The sequence below is a fragment of the Bacillus paranthracis genome, from assembly GCF_024296885.1.
Classification (GTDB): domain Bacteria; phylum Bacillota; class Bacilli; order Bacillales; family Bacillaceae_G; genus Bacillus_A; species Bacillus_A paranthracis.
On sequence record NZ_CP101135.1, the window covers coordinates 348836 to 368725 of the forward strand.

The following is a 19890-nucleotide window of genomic DNA, read 5'->3' on the forward strand; positions in this document are numbered from 1 at the left end:
ATAAATCTAGACATAGAGGTTTTTTTCATCTCATGAAATAATAGATAATTATTATTCGTTATATGTAAATTGTTGTGAGGAAATAGATGGACATAAATTTTTTTGTCAAATAAAACAAAACCATTGAAATGAATACTTACTTTTGATGGGCTACACGAATCGGGTTCTTACTGCCTGTTTGAGCGAGATAAAAGAAGGATAGGAAGATGAGAGGAGGTAGGCATGGGAATACTGAATAGAAGTTCGGTATGTTCTTTTTCAATACATAAAGAAATCTCCTGTGCTAATAAATGATGAAGCGAGCAAGAATTATTTATAATCCTACTTCTGGGCGTGAGCTATTTAAGAAGAGCTTACCGGAAGTATTACAAAAATTAGAACAAGCTGGATATGAAGCATCTTGTCATGCGACAACGGGTCCTGGAGACGCAACTGTGGCGGCGAGGCAAGCTGTAGAGCGTAAATTTGATGTTGTTATTGCGGCTGGTGGTGACGGCACGTTAAATGAAGTCGTAAACGGTCTAGTTGGTCATGAATTCCGTCCGAAATTTGGAATTATTCCAGTTGGAACGACAAATGACTTTGCACGTGCAATCGGTGTACCTCGTTCTATTGAAGAGGCAGCGGATATTATTTGTGAAGGAAAAACTGTGCCATTAGACCTTGGTAGAGCAAACGATACATATTTTATTAACATCGCTGGTGGCGGTCGTATTACAGAATTAACATATGAAGTACCAAGTAAGCTAAAGACAGTATTAGGACAACTTGCTTATTATTTAAAAGGTATTGAAATGCTACCATCACTACATCCAACATATGTTGAAATTGAGTATGATGGAAAATTACTACAAGAAGAAATTACGATGTTTTTAATTACGAATACTCGTTCAGTGGGCGGCTTTGAAAAGGTAGCACCATATGCATCGATTAACGATGGCTTATTTGATTTATTAGTGCTGAAAAAAGGTTCGATTGCCGACTTAATTAAAGCTGCAACACAAGCGCAGCGTGGTGAACATATTAACAATCCAAAAGTACTATACACACAAGCGAACCGAATTAAAGTGCATTCACCAGATAAACTAATGATTAATTTAGATGGTGAATATGGTGGAGATGCACCGATGGAATTCGAAAATATGTATCATTGTCTGGAACTATTTGTTCCTGAACATCAAGAGGATGCCCTGTAAAGGCATCCTTTTTTATTTATACATATATGAACGTGTCCAAGGAATGGAATCACTAATCCCTTTTGTAAATACAAATTGATGTAAATCAATGTTACCAGTATAAAACGAAGCTGCACAAGCATTTAAATACAAGCGCCACATACGAATAAATCGCTCATCTTTTGTTTTACGTATTTCATCTAGTGTATTTTCAAAGTTTTCTGCCCAGTGTTGAAGTGTTTTACCGTAATGTCTGCGCAAACTTTCAACATCAACTATAAAGAAATGCTGATTAGTTATGTTAGTAATTAATTCATTAACGGCGGGGACGTATCCACCAGGAAATATATATTTCTCAATCCAACTATTAGTAGCGCCCTCTGTAGGAGAAGTAATACAGTGAAGAACGGAAATACCACCATCATTGAGTAATGCATTGACCGTTTCAAAGTACTCTGTAATGTGATCTTTCCCGACATGTTCAATCATACCTACACTAACAATTTTATCAAACTTTCGCTCGTGAATATCACGATAATCGAGTAAATTTACTTCAACTAAATCTGTGAGATTTTCTTTTTCGATTCTTTCTAGAGTTTTTGCATATTGTTCTTCACTTAATGTGACTCCCGTTGCTTTCACACCATATTGTTTTGCGGCAGCTGTAATGAGTTCACCCCATCCGCAACCAATGTCTAGCAAAGTATCTCCTTTTTGAAGGTTTAACTTTTTTAAAATATGATTTACTTTATTATGTTGAGCAGCTGTTAAGGAATCGGTTTCATTTTGGAAATATGCACAAGAGTATGTCATTGTTTCATCTAGCCATAATTTATAAAAATCGTTCCCAATATCATAATGATGGGCGATATCTTCTTTATTTTTTCGTTTTGAAAAATTCCATCTGCTTGTAAAGTATTGTAATTTGCTATTACCTAAAAAACTGTCTTTGTTTTTATAAATAGACTCAATCGCTTTTTCAAGGTTACCCTCTATTTCAATATCTCCATTCATATAAGCTTCACCAAATGCGATGGAGGGATCTTTTATTATCTCTTTTTTGGCAAGAGGTTTGTGGAATGTAATATGAAATTGAGGATTCCCTTCACCGTACTGTACAGTGTTTCCATCCCAAAGTGTAATTTGAACAGGATCTAAAAACAGATTTTCTAATGTTTTCTTATAAAATATTTCTTCAACCATATATAAACATCTCCTACTTAAAAAAAGAATTAGGAAACTATCATGATAGTTAATGAGGTTAAGTAATTAGCTAATTTTCAATAAGATGAGAGTAATTTTACGCTTCTGTTACGTAATAGTCAAACAATCCGATTTGTATTGTAAATTGGAAGTTAGTTTGATTTTCATGGTATTTTTACAATTCGTTTATTTTATATCCATACTTTATTGATACACTGGAGGAGATAAGAGACGAGAGGTGGGGTGTTATGGAGAAAGTAAAAGCAATACTATTTGATAAAGATGGGACATTAATGGATTTTCATTCAATTTGGATAAAAGTGGCTGAAGAACTTGTGGCTGAATGTATAAAATTATACCAACTGCCACAATCAATGCAGCCGACTTTATTAAAAGAAATCGGTGTGGATGGGGTATTTGTTCACCCACGTAGCGCAATAGCGGCAGGAACGAGCCTTGATGTGGCAAAGGGGCTTTGTAAGTATATTACGTCATCTAAAGAAGAGGAAATGCATGAATGGGTAAGTGAAAAACTGTTTGCCCTTATGTACGAGCATCGTTCTTACATGAAAATGACGGCGGATTTACCGAGAATTTTACAAGGTTTAAAGGATAGAGGATTTATTTTAGGTGTTGTCACGGCGGATGATTTTGCACCGACAGAATTATTTTTAAAACAGTATCAATTAGAGACCTTTTTTGATTATGTTGTAGCTTCAGATACATTTCCAGCACAAAAACCAGATAAAAGAATTGTAGAATCCTTTTGTGAGAGGTTTCATTTAGAGGCATGTGAAGTAGCGGTCGTTGGAGATACACCGACTGATTTATATTTAGCGAAAAATGGCGGTGATTGCTATGCAATTGGAGTACTATCTGGTACAGGAGATCGTCAAACATTAGAACCACTTGCTGATTTAGTAGTACAGTCTGTTGGGGACCTTATTTCTCATTCAGGTGAGTTTGTTTGGGAAAAAGGAAAGTCTAATGTGTAAGAAAAATAAGTCTATAAAGACTCTTAATGAGTCTTTATAGACTTATTTTTTATGGCGAAATAGATGAATACTAGAAAAGAATATTGGCATACATTTTGCAATGAAAAGAGAAAACAATGTAAAGAAAAGGATGGGGTACGTAATGAATATAAAAAAATTTGCTAAAGTAAATGAACAAATTCCTGGACCGAAAGCAGCGTCTTTATTAGAACGCCGCCAAAGTATAGTACCAAAAGGAGTAAGTAACGGCATCCCAACGTTTGTACAATCTGCAAATGGTGCTCTTGTTACTGATGTTGATGGTAATCAGTACATTGATTTCGCTGGAGCGATAGGAACAATTAACGTAGGACATTGTCACCCAGCTGTTAAAGAAGCGCTCCATAAACAAGTAGATCAATACATTCATACTGGCTTTAATGTCATGATGTATGAGCCATATATTGAATTAGCAGAAAAACTTGCGGCATTAGCGCCGGGAAGTTTTGATAAGCAAGTACTATTTTTAAATAGTGGTGCAGAAGCAGTTGAGAATGCGGTGAAAATCGCTCGTAAATATACAAAAAGACCTGGTATTATTGCATTTTCTAAAGGTTTCCATGGACGCACATTAATGACAATGACGATGACAAGTAAAGTAAAACCATATAAGTTTGGATTTGGTCCATTTGCGCCTGAAGTCTATAAAGCACCATTCCCGTACGAATATCGCCGCCCAGAAGGATTAACGGAAGAGCAGTACGATAACTTTATGATTGAAGAGCTTAAGAATTTCTTCGTATCAGAAGTAGCACCAGAAACGATTGCAGCCGTTGTAATGGAACCTGTTCAAGGGGAAGGTGGATTTATCGTCCCAAGTAAGAAGTTTGTGCAAGAAGTACGCAATATTTGTTCAGAACACGGCATCTTATTTGTAGCGGATGAAATTCAAACTGGATTTAGCCGTACAGGAAAATATTTCGCCATTGATCATTATGATGTCGTTCCGGATTTAATTACGGTATCTAAATCATTAGGTGCTGGTGTACCGATTAGTGGTGTTATTGGGCGCAAAGAAATTATGAATGAGTCTGCACCAGGAGAACTTGGTGGAACGTATGCAGGAAGCCCGCTAGGATGTGCGGCAGCATTAGCAGTACTTGATGTAATAGAAAAAGAGAATTTAAATGATAGAGCGATAGAATTAGGAAAAGTCGTAATGAACCGATTCGAAGAGATGAAAAATAAATATAATTGCATCGGTGATGTGCGCGGTTTAGGAGCAATGTGTGCATTTGAGCTCGTTCAAGATCGTAAGACGAAAGCACCTGATAAAACGTTAACAGCTAATTTATGCGCAGAAGCAAATAAACGCGGCTTACTTCTACTATCAGCAGGAACATACGGTAATGTTATTCGTGTGCTAATGCCATTAGTGATTACAGATGAGCAACTGGAAGAAGGATTAACAATCATTGAAGAATCGTTGCAAGTCTGTTATGAGAAAGCAAATATTGCTCGTGTTTAAAAGTTAAATAATAAAACAGCAAACATTCTAGCTGACTCTATATAAAATGCAGAAAATTCACTTTATAATAAAGGTAGTGAAGTGAATCGACGGAGTGGAAGTTAGGGGTGGCTAGGATGGTTGCAGAAAAGGAACGAGTGTTAATGGATTTACAAGATGTATTTGAATATGCGTTTGACGAAATTTTTGTGACTGACGAAAAGGGAATCGTTGTACGTGTAAATAGTACATGTGAAAGGCACTATCAATTGGCTGCAAAAGAGTTAGTAGGTAAACATGTAAAAGAATTGCAGAAAGATGGTATCTTTTATCCATCAGCAACGTTAGAAGTAATTGAAAAAAAGAGGCCAATCGAACTCGTTCAGACGACAAAATCAGGAGAATATTTACACGTTCGTACAAGGCCTGTTTTTGATGAAGAGGGCAATTTAAGAAGAGTAATTAGTTACTCTCGTGATCTTACAGAACTCTATCAATTACGTCAAAAGGTAGAAGAAATGGATAATCAGTTAAAAACATATAAAAAAGAATTAAGAGAAACATATGAACATGAAGGACTTATTTTTAAAAGTATCGCTATGCAAAAAATAGTCGAGACAATCAAGAAAGTATCCGTGGTAGATAGTACGGTTCTCGTTTTAGGTGAGACAGGAGTAGGAAAGAGTCGATTGGTGCGTCATTTACATGAAGTGAGTAACCGGAAGAATGAAAGTTTCTATGAAATTAACTGCGCGGCATTGCCGACAAATTTAATTGAATCAGAGCTTTTTGGATACTCAGGCGGATCCTTTACAGGTGCGAATCGTGAAGGGAAAAAGGGACTATTAGAATCAGCGCATAAAGGAACACTATTCTTAGATGAAATTGGCGAAATGCCGCTTGAAACTCAAGCAAAGCTTTTGCAAGTGTTGCAAGAAAAAACGTTTCGCCCTATAGGCGGAAGAGAATTAAAAAAGGTGGATGTTAGAATTGTAGCGGCAACAAATAGAGATTTAAGTATGATGGTGAAACAAGGAACATTTCGGAAAGATTTATATTATCGTCTGAATGTCATTCCCATTGTAATCCCACCACTACGGGAAAGAACAGAAGACATTTTGCCACTTATTTATCATTATTTACAACACTTTAACGAGAAATATGGTAGAAATGTAAAATTAGCGCCTAGCACATTACAAATGTTTGTTGGTTACCCGTGGGAAGGAAATAATAGAGAGATTGAAAATGTGATTGAGCGAATTGTTATAACTGCCGATGATATCGTTACGATAGAAGATTTACCAATAGCGATGCAAGAATCAACGGTTGAACAGTCCGGTCAAAGTCTCTATAAAATGTTAGAAGAAGTAGAACGGAATATTATTTTGAAAGCATATAAAACATATGGATCGAGTTATAAAGTAGCGGAGTTTTTAAAAATAAGTCAATCTGCTGCCACTAGGAAAATAAAGAAACTTATAGAGGAGGAAGAGAATATTGGATAAAAAAGCGACGTTTGTAAATGTAGAGAAAAAGGCGATGTATATAAATGGTGAGTGGGTTACATTGCAAGAGCAAATCGAAGTAAATAATCCAGCAACGAAGGAAATATTTGCGACTGTACCAAAGGGCGGGGTAACAGAGGCAAAGCAAGCTGTTGATGCTGCGCATGAAGCTTTTAAATTATGGTCTAAGTTAACAGCGGCAGATCGTGCAGCGAAATTAAAAAAATGGTTCACACTTATTGAGGAAAATAAAGAAGAGATTGCAGCGATCATGACGAAAGAACAAGGAAAGCCCTTTGCAGAAGCGCTTGGTGAAGTGAATTATGCAAATAGTTTTGTTGAATGGTATGCAGAAGAAGGAAAACGCGTATATGGTGAAATGATTCCTGCTTCTCATCCGAATAAACGTATTTTAGTCATGAAGCAACCAGTTGGTGTTATGGCAGCTATTACGCCTTGGAACTTCCCGGCTGCTATGATTACGAGAAAGGTAGCTCCGGCGCTTGCAGCAGGATGTACAGCGGTTGTAAAACCTGCAAGTCAAACGCCGTTAACTGCGTTAAAATTAGCTGAATTAGCTCATGAAGCAGACATTCCAAAAGGTGTAATAAATATTGTAACAGGTAGTGCGAAAGCAATTGCTGATACGTGGATGGAAGATGGGCGTGTTCGAAAAGTGTCCTTTACAGGATCAACGGAAATCGGGAAAGAGTTAATGGCTAGTGCGGCACAAACGATGAAAAAGGTTTCACTTGAGTTAGGCGGTCACGCACCGTTTATTGTTATGAATGATGCAGACTTAGATAAAGCAGTAGAGGCAGTAATCGGTTCGAAATTCCGTAACGCAGGACAAACGTGTATATGTACAAACCGAGTATTTGTTCAGGAAGAAGTGTATGAAGCGTTTGTAGAGAAGTTTCAAAAGGCAGTAGGGCAGTTAAAAGTAGGGGACGGTTTCAGTGACGGAACGACTGTAGGACCACTTATTGACGAGAATGCAGTTTCAAAAGTACAAGAACATATTGAAGATGCTATTCAAAAAGGTGGAACAGTTTTATATGGTGGCCAAAAGGTTACAGAGCTAGATGGACACTTTATTCAACCAACTGTAATTGGATTAGCGAATGATACGATGCTTTGTATGAATGAAGAAACATTTGGACCAGTTGCACCTGTTGCGAAATTTAAAACGGTTGAAGAAGTAATTGAACGTGCGAACAATACGCCATACGGTTTAGCAGCGTACATTTTCACGAAAGACATTAGCCAAGCATTCCAAATTAGTGAAGCACTAGAGTATGGTATTATCGGTTTAAATGATGGCCTCCCATCAGTTGCACAAGCGCCGTTCGGTGGCTTTAAAGAGAGTGGCATTGGTCGTGAAGGAGGTCATTTCGGTATCGAGGAATATTTAGAAATTAAATATATTTCATTAGGACTATAAGTAGTATACTAGAATCTCTATAAGGTAACAGAGAAGGAGATTCTAGTATGGTATATTGGCTATTATTACTTGTAACAATTATTTTTGAAGTAGCTGGAACAATTGCGATGAAGTTATCAAACGGTTTAACAAAGCTCATTCCAAGTGTACTTATTTTTGTATTTTACGGAATTTGTTTCAGCGTGTTCGCCATCGTTGTAAAAAAGATTCATTTAAGTATTGCTTATGCAATTTGGTCTGGTGTTGGGACGTTACTTATTACGATTATTAGTGTGTACTTTTTTAAAGAGCACATTAGCCTATTCCAAGCATTTTGTATTCTTTTCATCGTGTTAGGAGTAATTGGGCTTAAGGTTTCATCTGCATCATAAAAGGCTATCTTCCAGTGTGGAAGATAGCCTTTTGCTTTTATTAAAACGCCCAATTACCTTTACGGAAGATTGGTTCATGTCTGCCATCAGCTGTAATGCCGTCGATATCAAGCTCAGCTGATCCAATCATGAAATCTTCGTGTGTAATACTAGCGTTTGCGCCATTTTCAGCAAGTTCTTCTTTAGACATCGTTTTTCCGCCAACTAAGTTAAATGCATAAGCATTTCCGATTGCAAGGTGGCAAGATGCGTTTTCATCAAATAGCGTGTTGTAGAATAAAATATTTGTGTTTGAAATTGGTGAATCATGAGGTACTAAAGCTACTTCTCCTAAGAAGTGAGAACCTTCATCTGTTTCTACTAAATGTTTTAAAGCTTCTTCTCCAACTTCAGCTTTATAATCTACGATACGTCCGTTTTCAAATGTTAACGTGAAGTTATCGATAATGTTACCTGCAAATGCTAACGGTTTTGTACTAGATACTTGGCCATTTACACCTGTTTTAAGTGGCATTGTAAACACTTCTTCAGTTGGAATGTTCGCCATAAATGGTACGTTCTTTTCATTTAAGCTACCAGCACCAGCCCATACATGTTTTTCTGGAAGTTCGATCGTTAAATCTGTTCCAGGACCTGTATAGTGAAGAGCTTTATAATGCTTTTCGTTTAAGTAATCAACTTTTGTATGTAATGTTTTATCGTGTTCTTTCCATGCTTCCACAGGATTTTCTAAATCAGCACGAGTAGCTTTGAAAATAGCATCCCATAGTTTTGCTTCTTGTTCTTCTGGTGCAACGTCAGGGAATACTTTCGCAGCCCATTCTTTCGTAGGAACAGAAATGACACACCAGCTTACTTTATCAGCTTGTACGTAATCACGGTATACTTTCATTGCTTCACCAGCTACTTTATGAGCTGTTGCGATACGCGTTGGTTCTACACCTTTTAATAAATCAGGGTTTTCTGCATAAATAGAAATAAATGCAGCGCCTTCTTTTGCTAATTCTTCACGAGCGTGTGCTTTCCAAGATGGGAACTCAGCGAATGCTTCTTCAGGAGCTAGATCGAACTTTAAGCGTGTTAACGTCTCATCATTCCAATCCACATATACGTGTTTTGCACCAGATTTATATGCTTTTTCTGTAACGAGGCGTACAAATTGTACAGCTTCAAGAGGTGCGCTAATTGATAATGTTTGTCCTGGTTGAATATTAACACCAACATTGACTGCAAGGGCAGCATATTTCTCTAACGTTTGTTCAAATGACATATGTATAATCTCCTTTAATTTGAAAGATTTCTTACTATATATAATACAAGAAAATTCAAAAAATATATATAAATATAGCGTAAAAAGAGAGCTCAAAATATATTGAGCCCTCATCGTTATTTAATCGAAGAAGCAAACTGTTCTACGGTCGTCGTATGGTGTATGCGAACACGCTTCATTTTTAACAATTCATCGGGTTCACCTTTTGTAATGAATTTTCCGGGTTTTGTTGTCGTCGCAAATTGATAATATTTCTTCGTTTCTGCAACGACTTTATCATCTACATGACCGAATGGATAAGCAACTGCGATAACGGGCTTACCTGTTATTTTTTCTAACTTTTCTTTTGATCCTTTTAATTCCTCTTCATAGTTTGTAATTTTCGGTAAGTCTGCATGCGTCGTTGTATGAGATTGCACTGAGAAAATGCCGGAATCGACCATTTCTTTTATTTCAGAAGTAGACAGTGATCCTTCTACATCAACGTTATCAACAATCATATATTCTGTTGCCGCCGGTTTAAATGTATCGTCTTTTAGCTTTTGTAAAACATGGAATGCATTCATATTATTTTTCATACCGTCATCAAATGTAACAAAGATAGGTTTATTTACTTTATTAATATCACCCCAACGTTCAAAAGTTAGTAATGTATAGCCGTTGTCTTTTAAATATTTCATTTGGGCTTCAAAGTTAGCAGGTGAGACGAATAAATCTTTAATGCCTTGTCCGTGATAATCATCAATTGCATGATACATAAGAACGGGAACCTTTTGTTCGAAAGTAATAGCAGCTTTTGTGAGTGGAATGGTTTTCCCATCTTCTTTTATTCCTATTGCTTCAATTTGAAATTCACCGCGTTTTCCTTCAAATTCTTTTATGTCAAAAGGAAGTGTAAACTGTTTCTCCTTTTCTTTAGAAGAAAAAGATTTAGTGTGTTCCTTTCCATCAGCAGTACGCCAAATTTTATATTGTACTTCAGTTAAAGCATCTTTTATATCTGTCATATGAATGGTAGTATTTGTAATTTCGTGTGTAATGGGCTGATAAGAAATTTTACCTTGTTCTTGTACAGTATCTGCTTGTTTCTTAGTTTCTTGAACCTTTTTTTCTTTTTTAGGTTCCTGGTTTACATTGCTAGTATTACAACCTGCTAGAATGGCAGATGTGCATAAAGCGATTGCAACATATTTTCTCATAAAATCACCTTCTATTGTGTATTATGTTATATATTTATATTTAAAATCCCCACCGCTGTAAGAGAGGTGGGGACATACCCTTGTTCATCATAGCATTTGAAGAATATGTATGGAATGAGAAAAGTAACAATAGATAAAAAAACACCTTACTTCAACGACGAGTAAGGTGATTTTTTATTAAATAAACAATCCAGCGATTGTCGCAGATAAAATAGAAGCAAGTGTTGATGCAAATAGCATTTTCCAACCAAATTTAGAAACAACGCTTCCTTGTTTTTCAGAAAGGGCACGGATTGTACCAACGATTGCACCAATTTGGCTAATACTTGCGAAGCTAATTAAGAATACTGTAACGATTCCAACTGTACGTGGAGATAATGTTGATGCAACACCTTTTAAATCAAGTATTGCTACAAACTCGTTTAATACAATCTTCGTACCCATAATACCACCAGCTGGGATAATATCTTGAGTTGGAATACCCATTAAGAACGCGAATGGAGCAAGTATATAACCGAAGATTTGTTGTAACGTAACAGCATATCCCATTGCACCTGAAGCGGCACTAATTACGTAGTTTACAACTTCCATCACACCGATGAAGGCGATCATTAATGCGGCAACGATACCAGCTACTTTTAAACCGTCAAGTGCACCGTTAATCATTGCACCGATAAAGCTGTCTCCGAATAAAGTACGATCAAATTTCTGAACTACTTCGTCTTCTTTTTTCGTATCAACAGGTGTTAATAACGAACAAACGATTAAGCTTGAGAATAAGTTTAACGGAAGAGCTGCTAGTACATATTTCGCATCTAACATCATTACGTATGATGCTGTAACAGAGGCAGAAACTGAACTCATTGCAGAACAACAAATGATAAACATACGGTTTTTATTGAAATGTTGTAAATCATTTTTAATAACGATTAACGCTTCACTTGAACCAAAGAATACAGAGTTTACTGCGTGGAATGATTCAACGCGTGGTAAACCAGTAATTTTTGAAATGGCACCGCCGACAACGCGAACGATGAATGGTAAAACCCCTAAGTAACTAAAGATAGAAAGTAGTGCTGAGAAAAATACGATAATTAATAGTACGTTTAAGAAAAAGACAAAATCTCTTTGAATCCCATTAAAGAGAAAATCGACACCTGTCGTACCAAGTTTAATTAGTTTGTTGAAAACTTTACCAATGAAAATAATGATTTGTTGACCAATCTTTGTGCCAAACATAAACCAACCGATTAAAATTTGAAAACCAATCATAATAGCAATTGCACGGAAGTTGATTTTACTTTTGTTGTTTGACAAAGCAAAGCATAAACCTAAAACGACAAGAATACCGATAATGCTCATTACATATTGCATGTAGTTGCCCCTTTCAGAAGTTCGTATAAAGTTTGTACATAAAACGCTCGTTATATTACTAAAAATAAAACAAGGAGGTTTTATGTCATACGTAAGATGTCTGACCTTTTAGAAAAATAAAAATAAAAAAAGACCCATATGGATTCACTTTCATCTATGAGAGAAAGCTAATCAATATGAGTCCTTTTTGCACATGGGCTAATATTCATTAGTTTTCCCCATAGTCCAGCAATTTAAGGTTGCCGGGTAGAAACTCTCGATCCATATTATCGAGTATATATGAGGTAACATCGTCCGTATTAAATTAGTAGTAGCGTAACATTAACGGAGAACTATCGTCAATAGCTTTTTTTCTTCCAATAGAAATAGACCATATAAGTATGATAAAATGTAACGCAGTGTTATGAAAAAGAGAGGTCGGAAAATGAGTACAAAAATGACGCCACCAGTTGAAAAAAACGAGTTTATAGATGTAGTATTTGAAGATTTAACACATGATGGTGCCGGTGTTGCGAAAGTAAAAGGCTATCCTATTTTCGTTAAAAACGGATTACCAGGTGAAGAAGCACAAATTAAAATTATTAAAGTAAAGAAAAACTTCGCATTCGGTCGTTTAATGAAGCTTCATACAAAGAGCCCATATCGTAAAGATGCAGAATGCCCAGTGTACAATCAGTGCGGTGGTTGTCAGCTTCAGCATTTAACATATGAAGGGCAATTACAAGCGAAAGAAAAACAAGTACGCGACGTTATGCAGCGCATCGGCGGATTAAGTGATGTTCCTGTTCATCCTGTACTTGGCATGAAGAATCCGTGGGTATACCGTAACAAAGCACAAGTACCAATTGGAGAACGTGAAGGTGGACTTGTAGCTGGATTCTATCGTCAAGGAACGCATGACATCATTAATATGGAATCGTGTTTAATTCAAGCAGAAGAAAACGATACATTAATTCAAGAAGTAAAACGTATTTGTGAAAAACACGGGATTTCAGCGTACAATGAAGAGCGTAACAAAGGAACACTTCGCCACGTAATGGCTCGTTACGGACAAGTAACAGGGGAAATTATGCTTGTCTTCATTACTCGTACAGCAGAATTACCAAACAAGAAAGCAATCATTGAAGAAATTGCTGCGAAATTCCCTGAAGTAAAATCGATTGTTCAAAACGTAAACACGAAACGTACAAACGTAATCTTCGGAGACAAAACGACAGTACTGTACGGATCAGAATATATTTATGACTTTATTGGCGATATTAAATTTGCGATTTCAGCACGTTCATTCTATCAAGTAAACCCAGAACAAACGAAAGTGCTGTACGATAAAACGTTAGAATACGCAAAATTAGATGGTAACGAAACAGTAATTGATGCCTATTGCGGAATTGGATCAATCTCTTTATTCCTAGCGCAAAAAGCGAAAAAAGTGTATGGCGTTGAAATCGTCCCAGAAGCGATTGAAGACGCAAAGCGTAACGCAGCACTAAACAACATGACAAACGCTGAATTTGGTGTAGGAGAAGCAGAAGTAGTTATTCCAAAATGGTATAAAGAAGGCGTAATCGCTGACACAATGGTCGTAGATCCACCGCGTAAAGGTTGTGATGAGGCACTATTAAACACAATCATCGACATGAAACCAAAACGCGTTGTATACGTATCATGTAACCCAGCAACATTAGCACGTGACTTAAAAGTACTAGAAGAAGGCGGATATAAAACGCAGGAAGTACAACCTGTTGATATGTTCCCGCATACGACTCATGTAGAGTGTGTAGCTTGGCTTAAGTTGGTATAATAGGAAAGCAGTTGATATAGGAAAATCTATACCATCTGCTTTTTGGTTTATTGAGAGTTTGAAATTGTATTCATAGTGAGAGGATTTGAATTTGAAATGATAGATAATTTTTGGCGTGATTTACCACGACCATTTTTCGTACTTGCACCAATGGAAGATGTGACAGACGTTGTTTTCCGTCACGTAGTAAGTGAAGCTGGTCGTCCAGATGTATTCTTCACAGAGTTCACAAACTCAGATAGCTATTGTCATCCAGAAGGTATGAAAAGCGTACGTGGTCGTTTAATTTTTACAGAAGATGAACAGCCAATGGTGGCACATATTTGGGGAGATAATCCTGAATATTTCCGTGAAATGAGTATTGGTATGGCAGAGTTAGGATTTAAAGGCATCGATATTAATATGGGTTGCCCTGTGCCAAACGTAGCATCAAGAGGAAAAGGTAGTGGCCTTATCTTGCGTCCAGACGTTGCGGCAGAACTTATTCAAGCTGCAAAAGCAGGCGGACTACCTGTCAGCGTAAAAACAAGACTTGGCTTTAAAGAGTTAAGCGAGTGGGAAGATTGGTTAACGCACATTTTCAAACAAGATATTGCAAACCTTTCTATTCACTTACGTACAAGAGAAGAGATGAGCCAAGTAGATGCACACTGGGAGCTAATTCCGGAGATTAAAAAATTACGTGATCGTATTGCACCAAATACGCTCCTAACGATAAACGGAGACATTCCTGACCGTAAAACTGGGCTGGAACTTGCTGAAAAATACGGCATTGATGGCGTAATGATTGGACGAGGAATCTTTAAAAATCCATTTGCTTTCGAAAAAGAACCAAGAGAGCATAGCAGTAAAGAACATCTAGATCTTTTAAGACTACAACTTGATCTTCAAGATCAATATGCAGAAGTATTACCAAGATCCATAACAGGATTACATCGCTTCTTCAAAATTTATGTAAAAGGCTTCCCTGGGGCTGCTGAACTACGAAATCAATTGATGAGCACGAAGTCAACGGATGAAGTACGCGCATTGCTTAATAAGTTTGAGGCGAGTGTTAATGTGGTAGAAGGTAGTGAAACGGTATAACTCCCTGAAGTCGAGGGGGTGGATTATATTTATTTAGTTTTAAGTTCTTTTGTAGATTGCAACGGAAAAAACAGTTTTATAAATGTATTGAACTAACCAACATCTTTGTGTTCCCGCGTATACTCTGTATATATGGAGTTTGTGGCTGGCGTGTAGAGATAGTTTGAATATGCAGATGGAAATCTAGCCCCTGATGGGGGGAGATTTCCATCTGTTTTTTATTTTACATAAGCTGAGTTGTATTATAAGTAAATGAATTTTTTGAGAGTGGAAAATTTTGTGTAGCTTTTAGTAATAACAACGTATTTATCTTGCAATTTAGTAATAAAAATATTAGAGGATTATGCAAATAATTCCTATATTAAATGTATAAAAAACATTATAATAGTGAGAAATATGAAATATTTTGTCGAATTAGTAATAAATGCATAGTAAAATGATAGTATTGATAGGTTTTGGATAAAAGTTTTTGGATATAAATGGATATTTTCAATGAAATGGAGTTCGTTTTTATGTTGAAGGAACAAACGAGGTATTCTCGACTTGCGAATATAACTAAAATGATTAATACAAAGCTGGATTTACGTGAAGTTTTAGAGCAAGTCACAATAGCAATTTCTGAAGAAATCGTTCAATGCGATTCTGTTGGTATTTATTTGCCGCAGGAAGATGGGACTTTTAGAGGGTATGTAGGAAAACCGGAAGTTATTAACGGATGGACGTTGGATATGCATGTCATTGATACAGACATTGACCTGCTGGCGAAAGAAGTAATTGAAACAAAAAAAGCCATCTATATACCTGATACATCAAAGGATAGTCGGCCAGATCCGAGAGCAGTGGAAGGGTTTCGAATTAAATCTTTATTCGTTCTTCCTATCTCTTTTGAAGAAGAATTATTTGGTCTAGTTTTTTTATTTGATTACGGAATTCCTATGAACTTAACAGAGTCAGAAATTCAAACGGTTGAGGCATATGTGAATATGGCGGCTGTTGCGATTCAAAATGCGAACAATTTAACTCATAAGGTAAACCTTATTGCTGAAAAACAGCTCTTGCTGGATGTGACACGGGACTTATCTATGTGTTCCTCCATGCAGGAAAGTCTTGATACTTGTTTTTCCTATTTAGGAAAAGTTTTAGACAATTATAATATCGGGGTTCATTTACTAGAGCCTTTAGCTAAGAAAAAAATTAGACCGGTGAAGTTAAGTAAGGGTTCAGAATGGACAGAAGAAGATTGGATCAAGACACATGATAAGATAAAATTTGATAAAAGTAATGATAGAGTCACGCAAGAGGTCATTGAAACAAAAAAGCCAATCTGGATTCCAGATGTTTATGCAGATCCGCGCCCAAACCATGATGTTTGCCGTAATTTTGGTATGAAGGGACTCTTTATGTTGCCGTTGGTTTCAATGGGAGAGGTATTAGGACAAATATCTGTGGTCAATCTAGGAGATAGTAATTTTAGTTATTCTGAAGGACAAATACAGCTGTCGCAATCTATTGTCGATGCAACTGCTTCCACGCTATCAAACCTTTTATATATGGAAAAACAGGAAGTTATTATCGAAGAGAGGACCTCAGAAATTACGTTTAAAAATAAGGAACTGGAACGAGTAATAACGGAATTGCAGCAGCTTAGTCGTGAGAAAGAATTGATTCTAAATTCTGCCGGAGAAGGAATTTTCGGTTTAGACCTTGATGGAAATATTACCTTTTGTAACCCAGCTGGTGCCTCCATGTTAGGCTATGATATAAAAAATGAATTAATAGGAAAACCATCCAGTATGGTTTTCAACGGAATTGAAAAAGGAAAGAAAAAGCAGGTGGCATCAGGTTGCGATGAGGATTGGAATCTGTACGATAAAACCGAGCAATTTTTTAGAAAAGATCAATCCAGTTTTCCAGTGGAGTATGTAATTTCCTCTATAAAAGAAGGGACCGAGATTGTCGGAGAAGTTATTACTTTTAAAGATGTAACCCAAAGGAAACAAATGGAGGAAGAAATAAAATATCATGCTTATTTTGATAGTTTAACAGATTTACCTAATAGAGTTCTACTAAAGGACAGGCTAACTCAAGGGCTGACATATGCTCAATTACATGCTGAAAAATTAGCAGTTCTGTATTTAGATTTAGACAGGTTTAAGTTTGTGAATGATACGCTCGGGCATAGCTTCGGTGATTTGCTTTTGCGAGAAGTTGCAAATCGATTAAGTGCTTGTGTTCCTAAAAGTGCTACGGTCTCAAGACAGGGCGGGGATGAATTTACTATCTATTTACCGAATATCAAAAGTGAAAAAGAAGTGTTAAAGGTAGTAAATCGTGTCATTGATTCTTTTTCAAGGCCATTTCATTTAGTAGACAATGAAATCTATATGAAAACGAGTATTGGTATTAGTATATTTCCTGATAATGGTGATACGACTGAAATCTTAGTTAAAAATGCAGACACAGCTATGTACAAATCGAAAGAAATATCAGGAAGTAGCTATCATTTCTTCAGTGAAGGAATGGATACGAGAACTTTTGAAAGTGTCAAGCTAGAAAATGATTTGTATAAGGCATTGGAACAAGAAGAACTTGTGATTTATTATCAACCGCAAATAAATGGTAAAACGAATAAGATTGAGGGTGTAGAGGCTTTAATTAGATGGAACCATCAAGAACATGGGATGATACCGCCTGATAAATTTATCCCAATAGCTGAAGAAACTGGATTAATAGTCCCGATAGGTGAATGGGTTCTAAAAGAGGCCTGTAGGCAATTAAAGAAATGGCATGATCAAGGTTCCCCGTTAATTAGTATGTCTGTGAATTTATCTGCACGTCAATTTGAACAAAGTGATTTATTTGCTATGGTCAAAAATGTTTTAGAGGAAGTAGAGCTATCTCCGAAGTATATACAACTAGAACTCACTGAAAATTTAATTGTTAGAAATACGGAATCAACTTTAAAAACAATGAAGAAATTAAAAGGTTTAGGAATCAACCTCGCTATTGATGATTTCGGGACTGGTTATTCATCTTTAGGTTATTTAAAAAAATTGCCTATTTCAACGTTAAAAATTGATAAATCCTTTGTACAGGATATGACAAAAGATGATGCAGCTATTACGAATACTATTATTACGCTGGCTAAGAATTTGAACCTTGATGTTATTGCTGAAGGTGTTGAGACAAAGGAACAGGTCGAATTTTTATCTGCACGAAATTGTTATTTGATGCAAGGGTATTTTTTCAGCCGTCCTATGGCAGCTGAAGACATCGAAAAACTTTTTTAAATAGAGAAATAAATTAAAAATGAATGGAGCATACACATGAAAGCAGCCCGAAATGTATTAGAATATTTAATAGCTAATGAAGTTAAACATATATTTGGTATCCCAGCTGGTTCTGTAAATGCGTTTTTTGACGAACTTTATGATATGCCTGAATTAACACCAGTCGTAGCGAAGCATGAAGGGGCGGCATCCTACATGGCTGCCGCTTATGCTAAATACACAAATCAGCTAAGTGTGTGTATTGGTTGTAGCGGACCAGGTGCCACAAATCTTGTAACAGGTGCTGCTAATGCTATGCGAGAGCATTTACCTGTTTTATTCATTACAGGTGCCGTACCTCTTAGTACGGTAGGTTTGAATGCATCACAAGAATTAGATGTAGAACCAGTCTTCAGGCCTGTTACAAAATATAGCGTTACGGTTAATGATGTAAAGGATGTACTTAAAGAAGTCGCACTAGCAATTGAAATTGCTATATCGGGAGTACCAGGACCTGTACATATTGCGATACCGATTGATATTCAACATGAAAATATAGAAAATGTTGAAATGCCACCACTTCCCAAAAGACTTCCTATTGTTCCTGATCTAGACAAAATAAAAGAAACAGCTAGAGAATTGGTAAAAAGGGAGAAGGGTTATATTTTTACAGGACAGGGAATAAGAAACTCTGTTCAGTTATTAATAGAGGTGGCAGAATTGCTGAATTGGCCAATTATAACAACTCCACAAGCTAAGGGATATATCCCTGAGGAACATCCGCTTTTAGTCGGAGTGTTTGGATTTGCAGGTCATGAGGCTGCCTCTGCATTGATTAATGAAGGGGATGGGAAAGCATTATTAATTGTGGGCTCCAGTTTAGGGGAAACTGCGACAAATAATTATAATGGAAACTTAATAAAAGATCGTTTCTCTGTTCAAATGGATTTTGACCAATCTGTCTTCAATCGGAAGTACAAAGTGGATATTCCAGTACTAGGCGATATCAATTTAAGTTTATTAATGTTAATAGAAGAATTAAAGGCTTTAGGGTTGCAAATGGATCGCGCTGAATTTACCGTTGAAAAGAAGAAAGAGGAAGAGGAAGAGAATATAGAGGAATATAATACGAAAAATGTTCTCCTAAACCTTCAAAAATGTTTACCGTCAACTACTAGATATACCATTGATATTGGTGAATTTATGTCGTATGTTATTCATCACATGAAGGTCATAGATTTTGACTCCTATAATATTAATGTACATTTTGGTGCAATGGGAAGCGGAATTGGTTCTGCGATTGGTTCAAAACTGGCTGAACCGGAGCGTCCGGTTGTATGTATTACTGGTGATGGCTGCTTTTTCATGCACGGGTTGGAAATATTGACGGCGAAGGAATATAATTTACCTATTTTATTTGTTGTGATGAATAATGCTCGTTTAGGAATGGTATATCACGGTCATTCATTACAATTCCGTAGAACTCATCCATCCTTTGAACAGGAATCAATCAATATTAGTGCAATGGCCGCAGCTATGAATATACCAAGCTATAGAGTCAATGAATTACAAGATATCAATCAAGATGTTATAAACAACTTAATGAATGTAAATGGGCCAGCAATTCTAGAGGTTGCCTTAGTCGATAATAATACTCCTCCTATGGGAGATAGAGTTAAATTTTTATCGTCTTTTGGAAAATAAGGTTGTTT

General features: G+C 36.5%; 14 protein-coding genes and 1 riboswitch. Of the genes, 10 read left to right on the plus strand and 4 right to left on the minus strand.

Annotated elements, in window-relative coordinates; translation table 11 throughout:
* The first annotated feature begins 290 nt into the window (after nucleotides 1–290).
* The gene (locus tag NLJ82_RS01880; RefSeq protein WP_000977677.1) at nucleotides 291–1196 is read left to right on the plus strand and encodes a diacylglycerol kinase; all 906 of its coding nucleotides are present in this window, start codon (nucleotides 291–293) and stop codon (nucleotides 1194–1196) included.
* Between the two features lie 12 nt (nucleotides 1197–1208).
* On the opposite strand, the gene NLJ82_RS01885 is transcribed toward NLJ82_RS01880, so the two are convergent.
* On the minus strand, nucleotides 1209–2378 hold the full coding sequence (locus NLJ82_RS01885) for an SAM-dependent methyltransferase (protein ID WP_000229022.1): 1170 nt from the start codon (nucleotides 2376–2378) through the stop codon (nucleotides 1209–1211).
* Between the two features lie 248 nt (nucleotides 2379–2626).
* Between NLJ82_RS01885 and NLJ82_RS01890 the strand changes: the two genes are divergently transcribed.
* From NLJ82_RS01890 to NLJ82_RS01910, 5 genes are all read left to right on the plus strand, one after another.
* The gene (locus NLJ82_RS01890; protein WP_000416635.1) at nucleotides 2627–3373 is read left to right on the plus strand and encodes an HAD family hydrolase; all 747 of its coding nucleotides are present in this window, start codon (nucleotides 2627–2629) and stop codon (nucleotides 3371–3373) included.
* A gap of 142 nt (nucleotides 3374–3515) precedes the next feature.
* Entirely contained in the window at nucleotides 3516–4880 is a 1365-nt protein-coding gene (gene gabT, locus NLJ82_RS01895) for a 4-aminobutyrate--2-oxoglutarate transaminase (protein ID WP_001022110.1), read from the plus strand.
* Nucleotides 4881–4996: 116 nt separating this feature from the next.
* Nucleotides 4997–6364: a sigma-54 interaction domain-containing protein gene (locus NLJ82_RS01900; RefSeq protein ID WP_000225164.1), complete on the plus strand. Its 1368-nt coding sequence runs from the start codon at nucleotides 4997–4999 to the stop codon at nucleotides 6362–6364.
* Nucleotides 6357–7808, plus strand: coding sequence for an NADP-dependent succinate-semialdehyde dehydrogenase (gene gabD / locus NLJ82_RS01905; protein ID WP_000358118.1), 1452 nt, complete (start codon nucleotides 6357–6359; stop codon nucleotides 7806–7808). Before NLJ82_RS01900 ends, gabD begins: the two co-directional genes overlap by 8 nt.
* 47 nt (nucleotides 7809–7855) lie before the next feature.
* Nucleotides 7856–8179, plus strand: a complete 324-nt coding sequence (locus NLJ82_RS01910) for a DMT family transporter (RefSeq protein ID WP_000263254.1) — start codon at nucleotides 7856–7858, stop codon at nucleotides 8177–8179.
* 40 nt (nucleotides 8180–8219) lie between these two features.
* Here the strand turns inward: NLJ82_RS01910 and NLJ82_RS01915 are convergent, their stop codons facing one another.
* The 3 genes from NLJ82_RS01915 to NLJ82_RS01925 all read right to left on the minus strand — a co-directional run bounded on the left by NLJ82_RS01915 (nucleotide 8220) and on the right by NLJ82_RS01925 (nucleotide 12022).
* On the minus strand, nucleotides 8220–9449 hold the full coding sequence (locus tag NLJ82_RS01915; RefSeq protein ID WP_000007342.1) for an aminopeptidase: 1230 nt from the start codon (nucleotides 9447–9449) through the stop codon (nucleotides 8220–8222).
* 116 nt (nucleotides 9450–9565) lie between these two features.
* Nucleotides 9566–10648, minus strand: a complete 1083-nt coding sequence (locus NLJ82_RS01920; RefSeq protein WP_001234135.1) for a polysaccharide deacetylase family protein — start codon at nucleotides 10646–10648, stop codon at nucleotides 9566–9568.
* A gap of 177 nt (nucleotides 10649–10825) precedes the next feature.
* Nucleotides 10826–12022, minus strand: a complete 1197-nt coding sequence (locus tag NLJ82_RS01925) for a NupC/NupG family nucleoside CNT transporter (protein ID WP_001200499.1) — start codon at nucleotides 12020–12022, stop codon at nucleotides 10826–10828.
* 201 nt (nucleotides 12023–12223) lie between these two features.
* Nucleotides 12224–12325: riboswitch (purine riboswitch) on the minus strand.
* 121 nt (nucleotides 12326–12446) lie between these two features.
* Here NLJ82_RS01925 and rlmD point away from each other — a divergent pair.
* The 4 genes from rlmD to NLJ82_RS01945 all read left to right on the plus strand — a co-directional run bounded on the left by rlmD (nucleotide 12447) and on the right by NLJ82_RS01945 (nucleotide 19882).
* Nucleotides 12447–13823: a 23S rRNA (uracil(1939)-C(5))-methyltransferase RlmD gene (gene rlmD / locus NLJ82_RS01930; protein WP_000105049.1), complete on the plus strand. Its 1377-nt coding sequence runs from the start codon at nucleotides 12447–12449 to the stop codon at nucleotides 13821–13823.
* Nucleotides 13824–13919: 96 nt separating this feature from the next.
* Nucleotides 13920–14909, plus strand: coding sequence for a tRNA dihydrouridine synthase (locus NLJ82_RS01935; RefSeq protein WP_000566678.1), 990 nt, complete (start codon nucleotides 13920–13922; stop codon nucleotides 14907–14909).
* A gap of 512 nt (nucleotides 14910–15421) precedes the next feature.
* The gene (locus NLJ82_RS01940; protein WP_000910761.1) at nucleotides 15422–18199 is read left to right on the plus strand and encodes a bifunctional diguanylate cyclase/phosphodiesterase; all 2778 of its coding nucleotides are present in this window, start codon (nucleotides 15422–15424) and stop codon (nucleotides 18197–18199) included.
* A 36-nt stretch (nucleotides 18200–18235) separates the two neighbouring features.
* Nucleotides 18236–19882 carry a thiamine pyrophosphate-binding protein gene (locus NLJ82_RS01945; RefSeq protein ID WP_000642324.1) on the plus strand — a complete coding sequence of 549 codons (1647 nt, stop codon included), beginning with the start codon at nucleotides 18236–18238 and terminating at the stop codon, nucleotides 19880–19882.
* Nucleotides 19883–19890: the final 8 nt, after the last annotated feature.